The 13513-nt window shown below is 58.8% G+C and carries 14 protein-coding genes; all 14 read left to right on the forward strand.

Going from position 1 to position 13513, the window contains the following annotated elements; genetic code table 11:
• The first annotated feature begins 7 nt into the window (after window positions 1–7).
• The 14 genes from HMPREF3147_RS01030 to HMPREF3147_RS01095 all read left to right on the forward strand — a co-directional run bounded on the left by HMPREF3147_RS01030 (window position 8) and on the right by HMPREF3147_RS01095 (window position 13513).
• Window positions 8–1339, forward strand: coding sequence for a phage portal protein family protein (locus tag HMPREF3147_RS01030; RefSeq protein WP_070443501.1), 1332 nt, complete (start codon window positions 8–10; stop codon window positions 1337–1339).
• A complete protein-coding gene (locus HMPREF3147_RS01035; RefSeq protein WP_070443503.1) occupies window positions 1336–2760 on the forward strand; it encodes a head maturation protease, ClpP-related in 1425 nt (474 codons plus the stop codon). Before HMPREF3147_RS01030 ends, HMPREF3147_RS01035 begins: the two co-directional genes overlap by 4 nt.
• Before the next feature lie 9 nt (window positions 2761–2769).
• Window positions 2770–3186, forward strand: a complete 417-nt coding sequence (locus tag HMPREF3147_RS01040; RefSeq protein ID WP_070443505.1) for a hypothetical protein — start codon at window positions 2770–2772, stop codon at window positions 3184–3186.
• 31 nt (window positions 3187–3217) lie between these two features.
• A complete protein-coding gene (locus HMPREF3147_RS01045) occupies window positions 3218–4165 on the forward strand; it encodes a phage major capsid protein (RefSeq protein ID WP_070443507.1) in 948 nt (315 codons plus the stop codon).
• Window positions 4165–4497 carry a DUF7302 family protein gene (locus HMPREF3147_RS01050; protein ID WP_070443509.1) on the forward strand — a complete coding sequence of 111 codons (333 nt, stop codon included), beginning with the start codon at window positions 4165–4167 and terminating at the stop codon, window positions 4495–4497. Before HMPREF3147_RS01045 ends, HMPREF3147_RS01050 begins: the two co-directional genes overlap by 1 nt.
• A 15-nt stretch (window positions 4498–4512) precedes the next feature.
• On the forward strand, window positions 4513–4950 hold the full coding sequence (locus HMPREF3147_RS01055; protein ID WP_070443511.1) for a Gp19/Gp15/Gp42 family protein: 438 nt from the start codon (window positions 4513–4515) through the stop codon (window positions 4948–4950).
• Window positions 4935–5267: a hypothetical protein gene (locus HMPREF3147_RS01060; RefSeq protein WP_070443513.1), complete on the forward strand. Its 333-nt coding sequence runs from the start codon at window positions 4935–4937 to the stop codon at window positions 5265–5267. The genes HMPREF3147_RS01055 and HMPREF3147_RS01060 overlap by 16 nt, the downstream gene beginning before the upstream one ends.
• Window positions 5267–5551: a hypothetical protein gene (locus tag HMPREF3147_RS01065; protein ID WP_246815678.1), complete on the forward strand. Its 285-nt coding sequence runs from the start codon at window positions 5267–5269 to the stop codon at window positions 5549–5551. The genes HMPREF3147_RS01060 and HMPREF3147_RS01065 overlap by 1 nt, the downstream gene beginning before the upstream one ends.
• Window positions 5552–5557: 6 nt before the next feature.
• The gene (locus HMPREF3147_RS01070; RefSeq protein WP_070443515.1) at window positions 5558–5947 is read left to right on the forward strand and encodes a hypothetical protein; all 390 of its coding nucleotides are present in this window, start codon (window positions 5558–5560) and stop codon (window positions 5945–5947) included.
• Window positions 5944–6648 (forward strand): hypothetical protein, encoded by a 705-nt coding sequence (locus HMPREF3147_RS01075; RefSeq protein WP_070443517.1) that lies wholly within the window; start codon window positions 5944–5946, stop codon window positions 6646–6648. The genes HMPREF3147_RS01070 and HMPREF3147_RS01075 overlap by 4 nt, the downstream gene beginning before the upstream one ends.
• A 104-nt stretch (window positions 6649–6752) precedes the next feature.
• The gene (locus HMPREF3147_RS01080) at window positions 6753–7109 is read left to right on the forward strand and encodes a hypothetical protein (RefSeq protein ID WP_070443519.1); all 357 of its coding nucleotides are present in this window, start codon (window positions 6753–6755) and stop codon (window positions 7107–7109) included.
• Between the two features lie 32 nt (window positions 7110–7141).
• Window positions 7142–7465, forward strand: coding sequence for a hypothetical protein (locus HMPREF3147_RS01085; protein WP_070443521.1), 324 nt, complete (start codon window positions 7142–7144; stop codon window positions 7463–7465).
• A 37-nt stretch (window positions 7466–7502) separates the two neighbouring features.
• The gene (locus HMPREF3147_RS01090) at window positions 7503–12665 is read left to right on the forward strand and encodes a phage tail tape measure protein (RefSeq protein WP_070443523.1); all 5163 of its coding nucleotides are present in this window, start codon (window positions 7503–7505) and stop codon (window positions 12663–12665) included.
• Window positions 12665–13513 (forward strand): hypothetical protein, encoded by an 849-nt coding sequence (locus HMPREF3147_RS01095; RefSeq protein ID WP_070443524.1) that lies wholly within the window; start codon window positions 12665–12667, stop codon window positions 13511–13513. Before HMPREF3147_RS01090 ends, HMPREF3147_RS01095 begins: the two co-directional genes overlap by 1 nt.

Here is a 13513-nt window from a genome sequence, read left to right on the forward strand (position 1 = left end):
GGCCCGTGTGGCTGGTTTGAATGTGCGCGAGGTGGGCCATGCGAGGGCCACCCGTAACCATGCTTTGGCGGAAGATAATTGGGGGCTGCGGTTCCCGCATTCCGCGAAGGTGTTCGCGAAGATGGGGCGTGAGGATGCTCAGGTTACGTCGGTGCTGCGTGCGGTGACGTTGCCGATTCGGCGCGCTACCTGGTTTGTGGAGCCTAATGGTGCGCCGGATGAGATTGTCGCCGCCGTGTGTGAAGACCTGCGGCTTAGGGCTAAGGGTGAGGACCCTAATAAGCCTTTCGCCCCGCGTACCGGCAGGGTGTCGTGGGAGAAGCACCTTGAGCAGGCTCTGAAGGCTTTGCAATTTGGGCACATGTTCTTTGAGCAGGTGTACGAGCCTGGTTTGGATGGGCGTGAGCGATTGGTGAAGCTGGCGCCGCGGTGGCCGGGAACGATTGACCAAATCAATGTTGATGATGATGGTGGCCTGGCGTCGATTCGTCAGACCCCACTAGCGTCTGGCTCTCGTGTGGATGAGGCGCGTGTCATTCCGGTGGACCGGCTCGTGGCCTATGTCTTTGATGATGAGGGTTCGCAGTGGACTGGTAAGTCGGTGCTGCGCCCGGCATATAAGCATTGGAAGCTGCGGGATTCGCTGCTGCGTCTTGAGCTGAACACCCTAGACCGTAACGGCATGGGCGTTCCCGTGTATACGGGTTCGGATGTGGCGATTGACCCGGATAAAGACCTTGACGATGGCCAGGCCATCGTTGAGGGGTTCCGTGCTGGTGAGCATTCGGGGGCTTCTATCCCGACTGGGGCTAAGCTGCAGCTATTGGGGACGTCTGGCCAGTTGGTGAGTCCTCGTGAGGCGATTAACTACCACGATTCGATGATTGCCAAGTCGGTGCTGGCGCACTTCCTGAACCTGGAAGGCAAGGGCGGCAGTTATGCCCTGGCGGAAACCCAGTCAGACCTGTTTATCCAGTCGTTGCAGACCACAGCGGAGTGGCTCGCGGATGTGGCTACCCAGCACATTGTGGAGGACTTGGTGCGGGTTGCGTTCCCTGAGCACACCGGCCTAGTGCCGCGTATCGCGTTCGACCCGATTGCGTCGAAGAAGGAAATCAGCGCCGCTGACCTCGCGGGGCTGAAGAATGCCGGCCTGATTCTTGGTGACAAAGACCTTGAGGAAGACCTGCGTCGCCGGTACACGCTGCCGCCGAAGCAGAAGCTAACCGATGCACTTGAGTCGAAGAAGCAGCGGCAGCAGTTGGAGGAGCAGATAGGCGTCACGCTTTCGAGTGATGCCGATACGGCTACGAGTAGTGAGGAAGGAGGCCCGGCATGAGCGAGATTCTTTTGTATGGGCCGATTGGGCCGGATTTTTGGGAGCCTGAGAACGCTATTACGGCGAAGTCGGTGATGGCTGAACTCTCCGAAATCTCCGGTGATGTCACGGTACGTATTTCATCCGGTGGTGGTGATGTCTACGAAGGCATCGACATCATGCAGGCCTTGAAGAACCACGACGGTGAGGTCACTGTGATTGTGGAATCACTGGCCGCGTCTGCTGCGTCGTTCATCGCGGTCGGCGGTGCTGACCGTGTGCTGATGCGGGAGTCATCGGAATTGATGATCCATCGTGCGTGGACGTTTATCGACGGCAACGCGGATGATGTGCGCAAGACGTTGGAAGACCTGGAGCGGCAGGATAGCAAGCTTGCCCGCATCTACGCTGGTAAGGCCGGCGGTGAAATTCAGGACTGGTTGGATGCGATGAGCGCGGAGACCTGGTACACCGCCGAGGAGGCTGTGGCCGCTGGCCTGGCGGATGGGATTGTGGCTGAGAAGTCGTCCGCGCCGGCGCCATCGGCGTCGTTGGCAAAGCGGCGTTTCAAGTTCGCTAACCGGGCTGCGGCTCCGCCGCCGCCTGTCACCCGGTCGGAATCGGGGGACGAAACCACTACGCCCAGTGATGGGCAGATTGGAGACAAGATGAGTATCTTGAATCAGCTTGCCCAGGAGCTGGGCAAGAAGCCGGAGGATGTGCAGAACGCACTCTCCGGCTTTTTTAATGAGGAGGTTACGGTGACCGCCACTGTGGAGCTTGCCTACCCGGAGGATGCGGCTGTCGTGCCTACTGGCGCGGTTGAGGTTGCGCCGGTTGGTGAGGTGCCCGCTGGCGTGGCATTCGAGTTGACCGGTACGCCGGACGGTTGGTCTGGTGAGGTTGTCGAGGACACGGGTGTTCTTAAGGTGACCGCCCCGTCCAATGTGGAGCCGGACACGGATGTGGAGTTCACCGTGACCGCTAACGGTGGGGACGCCCCGGTGGAGCTGTCCGTGCCGGTCACGGTGAAGGCCGCAGCCAACACTGAGCATGAGGGGCCGGAAGAGGAGGCCCCGGCCCCAGTTTCGCCGGCACCGGCGGATGGCACTGTCACCTTGGACGCTGAGACCTACGCCGAGCTTAAGGCCGCTGCCCAGCACGGCTGGAAGGCCATGGAGCAGAAAAAGGAAGCCGACCTCGTTGCCGAGGTGGACGGCTGGATTAAGGAAGGCCGTATCTCCGCAGCACGCCGCACTAAGGCGATTGCGGCGATGAAGCGTGACCCTGAAGCCGCTCGTGACATCTACGGCTCTAATCCTGCTGGCACTATCCCGCGTGCGGAGATTGGCTACGGCAAGGACGTGGAGTCCGAGCCGTCGAAGAATCTGTCCGCGAAGGCCGACAAGGTTGGCTTTCTTTCCCGCAAGAACTTTCACTAAGGAGAAGTCATGTCGAACCCCACTTTCCGTTCCGGCCCGATTAGCTACAAGGCCGAGGAAGATATCACCAAGTTCCGACTCGTGCAGGTTGGCGAGAACGGTGTGAAGCACGCTGAGGCTGCTGGCCCCGTGTTCGGTGCTGTCACCGAGAACGCATTCGCGCCGAAGGATGAGCAGCCGGTCAACACCCTCGCGCTGGACGCGCCGGGCATCGTCGCGGTCCACATTGGCCCCGCTACTGTCCCGCTTGAGGTTGATGGTGACGCCACCGCGATTAAGCAGGGCGCGCCGGTGTACGCCGCCGTTGACGGCAAGGTGTCCGCCTCTGGCTCCCTGCTTGTTGGTGTTGCTGCCCGCCCTGGCGCTGGCAAGACCGTCAAGACCACCCTTGTCACCCCGGTTGTTGCCCCGGCAGCAGCGGGCTAAACCAACAATTTTTTGAGAAGGAGAATTAAGAATGAGTGAGCTCATTACTAGCGCCTACGACGGCCCGAAGCTGACCGTCTCCGAGATGCTGGAAGACCCGACGTTCATCCCCCAGCGCGTCATTGATGGTCTGCAGGGCCAGTTCCTGGAAGACCTGTTCTTCCGCCAGGCAGAAGACAACAAGGGCGTCGTGGCTTTCCATGAAGCCGCTGGCCTGTACCTTGCCGACGATGCTGAGGAAATCGCCGAGTTTGGTGAGATTCCGGTGTCCTCCCCAGAGTTTGGTGCTTTGCGTGCCGCCTACGGCATTAAGACCGGTGAGGCTATCCGCATCTCGTATGAAATGAAGAACGAGAACAAGGTCGACAAGGTTAATCGCCATATTCAGGCGCTGGAAAAGACCGTCATCCGCCACGGTATTAGCGCGGTCCTTGGGGTGTTTGAGGCGGCGAAGATTCCGTCCCTTCAGGCGTCTGCGCCGTGGACAGGTGGAGACCCATCAAAGGATGCTTTTGATGCGATTGAGCTGGTGCAGTCCGCTCACGAGGATGGTAATACTGACCGCCAGTTCGATTACGAGCCGAACACGATTCTGCTGCACCCAGCTTCTTATACGAAGATGATTCGTAATGAGCAGATTCAGAAGTACTACATCGGTGACGCCGCTCTGAATAACCCGATTTTCCTGGACCAGAATGGTGATTCCATCTTTGGTGGCCTGCGTGACACTGAGCTGTTTGGCACGCTGCGTGTGGCTACCTCGCGTCTGATTGAGGCTGGCACCGCGTACATCTTTGAGGCTCAGGGCGTGGGCTTCAAATCGGATACGATGCCGCTGACCGCGACGCCGCTGTACTCCGAGGGTGGTCAGTCTGAGCTGGGTGGCCCGACGATGTCGTGGCGCTCTGACCTTGTTCGCAAGCGTGCTATCGCGGTGGACAATCCGAAGGCTGTCGTCAAGCTGACGGGTATCGCCTAATGGTCAAGGTCACGTTGGCGAAGTATTGGAGCCCGGAGGATGTTGTGCATCCCCCGGGTTCTGTCGTTGAAGTGGACGAGGAGACCGCACGGTGGCTTAAGGCTTGTGGTGCGCTGGTTGATTCGTCCGCGAAGCCAGCGGCGAAGAAGCCTGATCCGAATCCAAAGCCCACGCCAGAGGCGAAGCCGGAGCCTAAGGCAGATGAGCATGCCGGTTCGGTGGAGCGCCCGGCTCGCGCCGCGTCGATTGATGATTGGCGCAAGTACGCCGAGTCCCTGGGGATTGTCACTAAGGGCTTGTCGAAGAAGGACATCATCGCCGCAACCCAATAGTGAGGGAGGTGCAGCATGCTTGAGATTAGTGCCGAGTATGTGGCTGAGCGTCTTCCCCAGTCGTTGACTGGTGAGGAGATGAAGCGCCTTGGCGTGTTCATCGAGGATGCCATTGACCTCATTGAGGTTGAGTTCATGCGCTGTGGTCGGGATTTTGACCAGGAGCTGGAAACGGTGCCGTGGTTGGGGCCTGTGGCGCGGCGCGTGATTCGTGAAATGGTGTCTGCGGCGATTCTCGTTGGCCCTAATGCTGGCGTGCGGTCGGTGTCTTCCACCACGGGGCAGGAGTCGGACAGCATCACCTATGCCGATGTGGACAGCGTGAGTTTCGGCGGTGTGCGTCTGACTGATGCGCAGCGTGCCCAGCTTGGCTTGTGTATGCCGGGTGGCGCTCGTGGGCATTTCCCGCCGCCGAGGTGTTGGCCGGAGGTGTACGCGTGGCCGAAACGATAATCGTTCATGGTGCCGCTGGTGGTGTGGATGACGATGGGTACCCCGTGGCCGGCGGGCCTAACCGTGAGGTTGTGGTGAAGTCGGTGCAGCCATTGTCTCTGACGGAGATGTCGGATGAGGACAAGCAGGGTACGAAGGACATTCTGCGTGTGTGGGCACCTGCTGGCACTGAGGTCGCTGATGGTGATGAGGTCACTGTTCGGGGTAAGCGGTACCAGGTGCGTATCACGGCGTGGGATTGGTCTAAGCATCGTCGCCCTGTGTACCGGCGGCATCGCCCATCGATGGTTTTTGATTGCGTGAGGGGTGAGGGCTAGTGGCGAAGGTTGGTAAGCCTCGTTTGGATATTCCGGATGAGTGGTACAAGGACAATCTGACTAGTCTTGCGCCGCAGCTCGCGGCGAAGGCGCAGGCGGTCGCTTCTGCTGTTGAGGGTGATGTTCCGGTGACGGTGACGATGAAGACTGACCGTCATGGGCGTCCTGTCGCGCTGGTGACGTTGGCTCATGCGAAGGGTCTGGCGATGCAGGCTAAGCGTGGCACGTTGACGCGTGCTGCTGCGTCGCAGGGGCTGGATGTGCACCGCTATAGCCAGGGGTGACGCGCTATGGATTATTTTGTGCAGCGTAATGCCCCTGAGGTCATTCGTCGTGCTTTGCGTGGCGTGATGGCGAAGCCGATTAGGGTCGTCGCGGCTATCCCGCAGGGGTGGTCGGTTGATGATGGCCCGGTAGTCACGGTGTCGAGTGATGGTTCTCCACGCTCGGGCCGTGCTACATCGACTGAGAATGTTCGTGTCAACGTTTATGGCAAGTATGAGCCAGAGGTTCGGCGGGTTGCCGCTGAGATTGATGCCTGGCTTCTTAACCCCCACAGTGTTGGGGGTTTTCGCATATCTCCTGGCCCGTTTCTCATCGTGAAGGATGAGGACGTTAAGGGCTGGGTTGCGGCTGTCACGGTTGTGGCCGCGTCTACTAAGAAAGGATTTAGAGGATGACTTCCCCTAACACTGACCAGGGCACTCAGACCCTGGAAACGGATCGCGCCCGGATGATTGATGTTTGGAAGGACGCGGAGGTCTACATCTCCACTGATGACGATCCGAAGATTGGCAATGATGGGTCGTTTGACCCGAAGGTGTGGAGCTTCATCGGATTGCTCAATGATGGTTCCGGCATTACGCAGGAGCCGGAGGTTGACCGCACTGAAATCAGCTCGTTCGGCGGCGTGCTGCAGCTGATTAATAACAAGTTCAAGAAGGACGTTCGTGGTTTCGATGCCCTTGAGATGAATGATGTGACGTTCCCGCTGCTGTGGCCGGGCTCTGTGTTCAAGGAGGGTAAGCCTGGTGTTCTTGTGGCGCCGGAGAACCCTGCTGAGGTGTTCATTGCGTTTAAGACCACTAATAGCTTCGGTGATGTCTACATTGATGTATCTCGTCGTCGTGCTCTGGTGTACGCAGAATCCGGTAATGAGCGTAACGATGATGGCGCTTCGGTAACTCAGTTTAAGGCTGAGATTCGTAAGGACCAGTACCGAGCTCTGTATGACTACCTGCGTCTGCGTGGTGACGATACTCCGGATGAGCTGCCGGATGTTATTCGTTTCTCGGCTGAGAAGAATGATTCTGGTGACGCTGCGGAGGAGGCTCCTTCTCTCGGCGCTGATGCTGACACTGAGGCTAGCGCTACTCAGTAATGCGATGGGGTAGGGGAGATTTTTGGCAGACCGCCCCTACCCCTCACCAACAATGGTCTGCCCAATTTTCCTGATTCAACAATTTCAATGTGAAAGGGTCTGCCATGACTACTCGCAAGAAGAAAACCGACGACACTATCGACCCGAAGGACGCCACCGGCGCGCAGGCTGAGGTCATCGAAGAAACCACCGGCGAAGCGGATGAGGTGGTGGAGTACCCCACGTTCACCATCGAGGTCAACGGTGAGGATATTGAGATTGAAGACCGTTGGACTCGTGAAGCAGCCCCCGGCGGAATGATGTTCGTATTCCATGAGCGCTACGCGCAAAAGTACATTCCGAGTGTGCTTGAGCAGCTCATTGGTGAGGACCAAGTGTTTAAGCTGATGGACCTTGGCCTGTCGGTTGATGAGTTCCGTGACGTGTTTTCGGCGTGGGGTGAGCGCCGCCAGGGAAAATAGATCTCCTGTACCTCATCGCTCAACATGAGGAATTGGTAGAGGTCGATTTTCAGCGCTTCTACCACCTGGATTACCGGGATTTCTACCGTGAGGATGGGGGAGCCTCGCGTATGACGCTGCGGCGCATGCTGTTGCTTGCGGAGCATTTGCCGCCGGAGTCGCTGTTTCATTCCATGATTTCCGACCGGCCACCGGTGAGTGAAGTGTCGTCAGTGCTGATGGATATTTGGTCAAGTCTGAACGGTCAGAAGCATCCGCGTTGGGAGCAGTTGAAGCGTGAGCGTCGCGCTAAGGAGCGTGAGCTTGCGATGCAGCGGGCGCGTGAGAAGGCCCGAAAGTTTAACGCCGCCAGGTGATTGCCTGTGCGGCCTTTTTTGATGGAGGTGTTCGCTCATGGCCGGTGCTGCTGGCTACGCTGTCCTGCCCACTACGATTTCGCTGGCGGGTATCGGCAAGGAACTGCAGGATAAGCTGCTTGCCCCCACCTCTAAGGCGGCGAAGAAGGCCGGCGACTCCATCGAGAAGGGCATCACTAAGGGCACTGATGATGCTGCGAAGCGGGTTGAGAAGGCCAACTATCGTGTGAAGAAGTCCTCGGAGGAGTTGGCTGATGCTGAGGCGAAGCGTAACTCTGAGGTTTTGAAGTCTCAGGCGGCGGCGAAGCAGTTGGAGGCTGCGGAGTCGAAGCTGTCTGAGATGAAGAAGTCCGGTAAGGCCAGCTCGGAGCAGTTGGCTAAGGCTGAGGGTGACGTGTTCGCCAAGCGTGCCCGGGTTGAGACTGCCGCGCAGAATGTTGAGAAGGCGGAGCGCGGCGTCGAGAAGGCCATGGCTGAATCGAAGCGGGCTTCTGATTCCCTCGCGGCGGCGCAGAAAGACCTCGAGAATGCCACGGATGAAGCCACCAGTGCGACCAAGGAGTTTGGTGACGCTGCGGCTGATGCTGACGGTAAGGGCCAGGGCTTTGAGGTCTCTCTGGGCAAGATTGCCGCTACCGGCGCGGTTGTTGTTGGTGCTGTGGGTGCTGCTGGTAAGGCTGCGTATGACATTGGTGCCCAGTTTGATGATGCGTATGACACGATTCGTGCTGGTACTGGTGCTAGTGGTGCTGCGTTTGAGGAGCTGCAGGATTCGATGCGCAAGGTCGCTGGCGAGTCCATTGGCGTTGGCTCCGATATGGGGGCTATCGGTACCACCCTAGCGGATCTGAATACGCGCCTGGGGCTGACTGGTGCGCCGCTTGAGGAGATGACGGCGCAGTTCATGCAACTGCAGAATCTCGGCGTGGATGCCGACATCAACGAGGTATCGAAGGCTATGAGCGGCTTCGGTATCGAGGCGAAGGACATGCCGGGTGCGCTGGATGAGCTGTTCCAAGTCTCGCAGGCTACCGGGTTGACAATTACTGAGTTGTCGCAGTCAGCGGTGAAGGCCGGCCCCGTGTTGCGTGGGTTCGGTTTCTCGATGTCTGATTCTGCTGCGCTTGTGGGCCAGATGGATAAGGCTGGTCTGGATGCGGATAAGACGTTGCAGTCGATGCAGCGTGCGTTGGCGGAGTTTGCGTCTGAGGGGCGTGACGCGCCGGAAGCGCTTAAGGAAACCATTGGGTCGATTGAGGACCTTATTAGTGCGGGTGATGATGCTGCGGCTATTGATATGGCGTCCGGCATTTTTGGTACTCGTGGTGCTGCCCAGTTTGTGGATGCGGTGAAGACCGGCACGTTGTCTGTGGATGATTTCATGGATGCGACCGGTGCCACGTCGGACACGATTGGGGGACTGGCGGAGGAGACTGCTGATTTCTCCGAGCGGTGGGACCAGTTTAAGAATCAGGCGATGTTGGCGCTGGAGCCTATTGCGGCGGCGGTTTTTGATTCTTTGGTTCCGGCTTTGGAGATTGCTCAGGGTGCGGTGTCTGGTGTTGCTGATGCTCTGAAGTTGCTAGGCGAGCATAAGGGCCCTGTGCTGGGCGTCGTGGGCGCTCTTGGCGCGCTGACGGCTGGCATGGCTGCTTATAACGCGGTGCAGAGCTTTAAGGCTGCTGGCGGATTTGTCGGCGTTATGAAGTCGATGAAGACCGCGATTATGGAGACCACTGTCGCGCAGAATCTTCTGAATACGGCGATGTGGAAGTCGCCGATTACGTGGATTACGGCGGCGATTGTTGCGGTCGGTGTGGCGCTGTGGGCGTTCTTCACGAAGACGGAGACGGGCCGCAAGATGTGGGAGTCCTTTACGGAGGCTCTTGGCGCTGGCTGGGATTGGGTGGTTGAGAAGTTTAAGGCTAGCCTGGATTGGGCGAAGTCTACTTTCGGCCCGGTGTTTTCCCAGATTGGTGACACTGTTTCCGGTGCGTGGGATACCACGGTGGAGAAAGTCACTGGCGCTATCGACAAGGTGAAGGAAATTGTTTCCGGCGCTTTGGAGTTCTGGAAGTCCGGCGATTCCACTGACTACGCCGAAGCTCTGGGCATGAATCCAGATTCCCCAATCTTCACGTATCTTGAGCTCTTCCGCGACAAGCTGGTCGCGCTGAAGGACTTCGCTGTTGAGGCATGGGGCTTCATGTCCGAGAAGTGGGGCGAGTTCACCACTGGTTTTGGGCAGTTCTACGAGACGTGGATCGCCCCGATTGTGTCCTTCATGGGGGATGCGTTCCAGGTGCTGGGCACTGTTGTGGTTGGCGCGTTTAAGGGGATTTGGTCGGCGATTGAGCTCGTCGGCTCGATTATCTCAACGGTGTGGTCGTCGGTGATTCAGCCCACCCTGTCGGTGTTTATGTCGGTGGTGCAGGGCGTGGCGTCGTTCGTCGCCCCGATTTTCACCGCGGTGATTGGTGGCGCGTTCCGCACTCTGGGCACTCTCATTTCTGATATCTGGAGTGGGATTATTAAGCCGACGTGGGATTTCTTCCGCAACGCGGCTGGCCTGCTGGCGGACGTTCTCACCGGGAACTTCTCGAACATTGGGAATCGTTTCTCGTCGATGGGTGATGCCATTTCTAATGTGGTGCGCGGCGCTATCAATGCGGCGATGAATCTCTTCAAGTCGATTTTCGACAATGCGAAGGGTGTTGTGTCCGCGTTTGCTGACTCTGTCGGCAACATGGTGTCCGCTGTGCGCGGCAAGATTGGCGAGATGATGAGCCTGTTCGGGCAGATTCCGAGCAAGATTCAGGGCGTCTTCGCCTCCGCCGGCACGTGGCTGGTCAATGCCGGTAAGAACATCATCAGCGGCTTAATTAATGGTATTAAGTCGATGTTTGGCCAGGTGGGTAATGCTATCGGGTCGATTATGCCGGACAAGATTCGCGGCATGATGGGCTTCGCTAGTGGTGGCCTCGTCCTCGTCGACGGTGGCATCACCCGCGCATACATTGACGGCGGTATCGACAAGCTGGAGCGCTACGCCAACGGCGGCACCAGGGAGGACCACCGGGCGCAGATTGCTCGCGGCGGCGAGTGGCGTGTGTGGGCGGAGCCGGAAACCGGCGGAGAGTCCTACATCCCCCTCGCCAAGTCGAAGCGCAAGCGCTCCACCCAGATTCTTGCCAAGACCGCGGACATCTTCGGCCTGACTGTCCTGGACAAGGACGGCCAGCGGATTACCCCGGCCCCGTACTCTGCGGTGGCACCGATGCGTGCCCACTATTTCGCTAATGGTGGCGTCGTATCCTCCAAGGAACTGCTGGCGTTCGCTAGTGGTCAGAATGTGAAGGGCAAGCAGGCTCCCGCTTCGCTCGAGGGGTACCCCTACACCTGGGGCGGTGGACTGCTAGGCAACTGGGGTGACTGCTCGGGCATGATTTCCGGCCTGGCGGCCTTCATCGTCGGCCTGAACATTGCCGGTCGAAAGTTTGCGACGGGTAATGAGGGCCAGGTGCTTTCGCAGATGGGCTTCTCGTCGGGCCTGTCGCCCGGCAAGTCCGCGTTCGAGGTCGGGTTCTTCAACGGTGGCCCCTACGGTGGCCACACCTCCGGCACAATCTATGACGCGAATGGTCGTGCGACGAATGTGGAGATGGGTGGCGGTCGCGGTAACGGACAGATTGGCGGTGCTGCTGCCGGTGCTCGTCACTCCCAGTACACGGATCGGTATTGGATTGGTCTGAAGGATAAGCCTCCGGTGCCGCCGAAGATGAATGAGATTCTTCCGATGGCGGAGACCGGTGAGATTGACACTTCTCTGGTCACGGGTGAGTCCACATCATCGGGTTCTGCGTCGCAGACGGTGAAGCTGTCGCCTGAGGAGGCGGCTATCGCGACGGCTGCGAACGAGCTGGGCGATAAGTCCGTTGTGGAGCACCTTACTGAGGGTCTGCTGGATATGGCGGGTCTTGGTGGTGGCCTGCTGGCGAAGATTCTTCTGGGTAAGCCGGGGGATTGGTTGCCGTCGGGTGACGCCATCATCACTGAGAAGCAGGTTCAGGTTCCGACTTCTGCGAAGCAGGAGGAGCCGAAGGTCGATGTGGATAAGTCGGTGGCTCCGGCTGTTGTTACTCCGGATGAGGCTCGGAAGGCTAAGACTGCGGAGTGGGGTCAGGAGTTCTTCGTGAGTGAGATTGCGGAGGCGGCGAAGCGTCTTGGTGTGGGTGCTAAGGGCGCGAAGATTGGTGTGGCGACGGCGCTTGTTGAGTCGGGTAATCCGATGAAGATGTGGGCTAACCGTGCTGTGCCTGAGTCGCTCAAGTATCGTCACGACGCTATCGGCTCTGACTACGATTCCGTGGGCCTGTTCCAGCAGCGTGATAACGGCGCTTGGGGAGAAGTCTGGCAGCGCATGGACCCGTACGAGAGTGCTGCGATGTTCTTCCGCCAGCTGCACACCTTCAAGTGGCAGGACATGGAGCCTGGCGCCGCGGCGCAGAAGGTTCAGGTGTCCGCTTTCCCTGGCCGCTATGCGCAGCAGATGGGCCTTGCCGAGGAGCTGGTCAATAAGACCGGTGTCTTCGGTGGTGGTTCGTCTGCTACGAAGCCGGAGGTTCAGCTGAAGGGCGCGTTCCAGGAGTTCTCTTCTGCGTGGGATGGTGCCGATGCTGGCCTGGTGGATACCTCCCTGCTCTTGCGTAGTGAGGATGCTGCTAAGGCGATTCTCAACCTGATTGAGGAGCGCGGTAAGGCGAAGACCGGTGTCGCCGCTAAGGACGCCTCGCCGGTGGCCTCCTACAAGCACCTGATGACGACGGGTGACTACGACGGGCGCATGGCCCAGATTGGTATCCATGAGGATGATGACCTCGTCGGTGCTGTCATTGATGCTCGCCGTGCTGGTGCGGTGTACGACCAGGGCGGCTGGTTGAAGCCGGGCGGTATTGCGGTGAATCTGTCGAATGAGCCGGAGCCTGTGTTTAACGGTGACCAGTGGCGTGAGATTAAGCGCGGTGGCCTGAATGGTGAGCAGGGTATGACCCTTGTGGTCAATCTTGAGGGCCAGGAGGTTCTGCGTAAGCGCGTGGACAAGGTTGAGGGTGAGGTCACTATCAACACCGAGGAAATCAGCAAGCTGCGTCGTCGTACTGGTGTGGCTGTGGCTGCGACTACTAGGGGAGGTGCGATGTAATGGTTCATCCCGTGAGGTTTGGTTCCGGTTTCTCGGGATACGAGTTGCCGGACCCGCCGGGCTACAAAGTGGTGTATACCGCGCCGCACCATCCTGGTGAGCAGTTCATCCTGCACTCCATGCTTGACGCGGAGGCTGATGAGCAGCGCGTCGTCCTCAAAGAGGGTGGTTTCGGGGATGGTGTTGGCGGGGTGGAGTTCGCTTCGGCGGAGTCCGTTACTCGATATGGTTCCCGTGTGCTTGGGATGAAGGTGCCGGCGTTTACCGGCTCTCTGGATGTGGTTGTGCGTCCTGGTCCTGATGGGTCTGTGATGGAGACTCTGCGTGATTGGCGTAACTCGTGGTCCTATTTTGAGGATGGCCTGTTGAAGGTTGTTGCTCGGGATGGTGGTGACCGTGAGGCGCGGGTCAGGTTGGTGGAGTTTGGGGAGGTTGAGGTTGATCCGTCCGGTGTGACCCTTATTGAGGATAGTGTTCAATATCGTTGCCTTGATGGGTACTGGACGGGTGGTGTTACCACATACACGGGTAACGTCACTGTGACGACTCCCGGCGACCTTCCCCCGAAACTTCGGCTGCGCTGGGATGGGCAAGCCACCGCCTTCTCCCTACCAAGTGGACTGAGCTTGAGTCTGGCTACTGGGCCGGGTGTGCGGTGGATTGACCTTGAGCGCGGCATGCAAGGACAGGTGACGGATGAGGACGGCAACGTCGATACCGGAACCTGGTCCTCACTGCGCGGTGTGCTTGTGGGGGAGACGCTGCAGCCGCATACGAAGAATAATTTCCAACTGGGCGCGGGGCTGACTCTTGAAGTCACCCCGCGTTACTTATCTCCGTGGAGGTGA

The organism is Corynebacterium sp. HMSC05D03 (genome assembly GCF_001807205.1).
Classification (GTDB): domain Bacteria; phylum Actinomycetota; class Actinomycetes; order Mycobacteriales; family Mycobacteriaceae; genus Corynebacterium; species Corynebacterium aurimucosum.

What these genes read in the sequence shown, in the direction of transcription:
- HMPREF3147_RS01035 (WP_070443503.1), top strand. Translation starts at nt 1,336, where the DNA reads ATGAGCGAGATTCTTTTGTATGGGCCGATTGGGCCGGATTTTTGGGAG.
- HMPREF3147_RS01040 (WP_070443505.1), top strand. Translation starts at nt 2,770, where the DNA reads ATGTCGAACCCCACTTTCCGTTCCGGCCCGATTAGCTACAAGGCCGAG.
- HMPREF3147_RS01045 (WP_070443507.1), top strand. Translation starts at nt 3,218, where the DNA reads ATGAGTGAGCTCATTACTAGCGCCTACGACGGCCCGAAGCTGACCGTC.
- HMPREF3147_RS01050 (WP_070443509.1), top strand. Translation starts at nt 4,165, where the DNA reads ATGGTCAAGGTCACGTTGGCGAAGTATTGGAGCCCGGAGGATGTTGTG.
- HMPREF3147_RS01055 (WP_070443511.1), top strand. Translation starts at nt 4,513, where the DNA reads ATGCTTGAGATTAGTGCCGAGTATGTGGCTGAGCGTCTTCCCCAGTCG.
- HMPREF3147_RS01070 (WP_070443515.1), top strand. Translation starts at nt 5,558, where the DNA reads ATGGATTATTTTGTGCAGCGTAATGCCCCTGAGGTCATTCGTCGTGCT.
- HMPREF3147_RS01075 (WP_070443517.1), top strand. Translation starts at nt 5,944, where the DNA reads ATGACTTCCCCTAACACTGACCAGGGCACTCAGACCCTGGAAACGGAT.
- HMPREF3147_RS01080 (WP_070443519.1), top strand. Translation starts at nt 6,753, where the DNA reads ATGACTACTCGCAAGAAGAAAACCGACGACACTATCGACCCGAAGGAC.
- HMPREF3147_RS01090 (WP_070443523.1), top strand. Translation starts at nt 7,503, where the DNA reads ATGGCCGGTGCTGCTGGCTACGCTGTCCTGCCCACTACGATTTCGCTG.
- HMPREF3147_RS01095 (WP_070443524.1), top strand. Translation starts at nt 12,665, where the DNA reads ATGGTTCATCCCGTGAGGTTTGGTTCCGGTTTCTCGGGATACGAGTTG.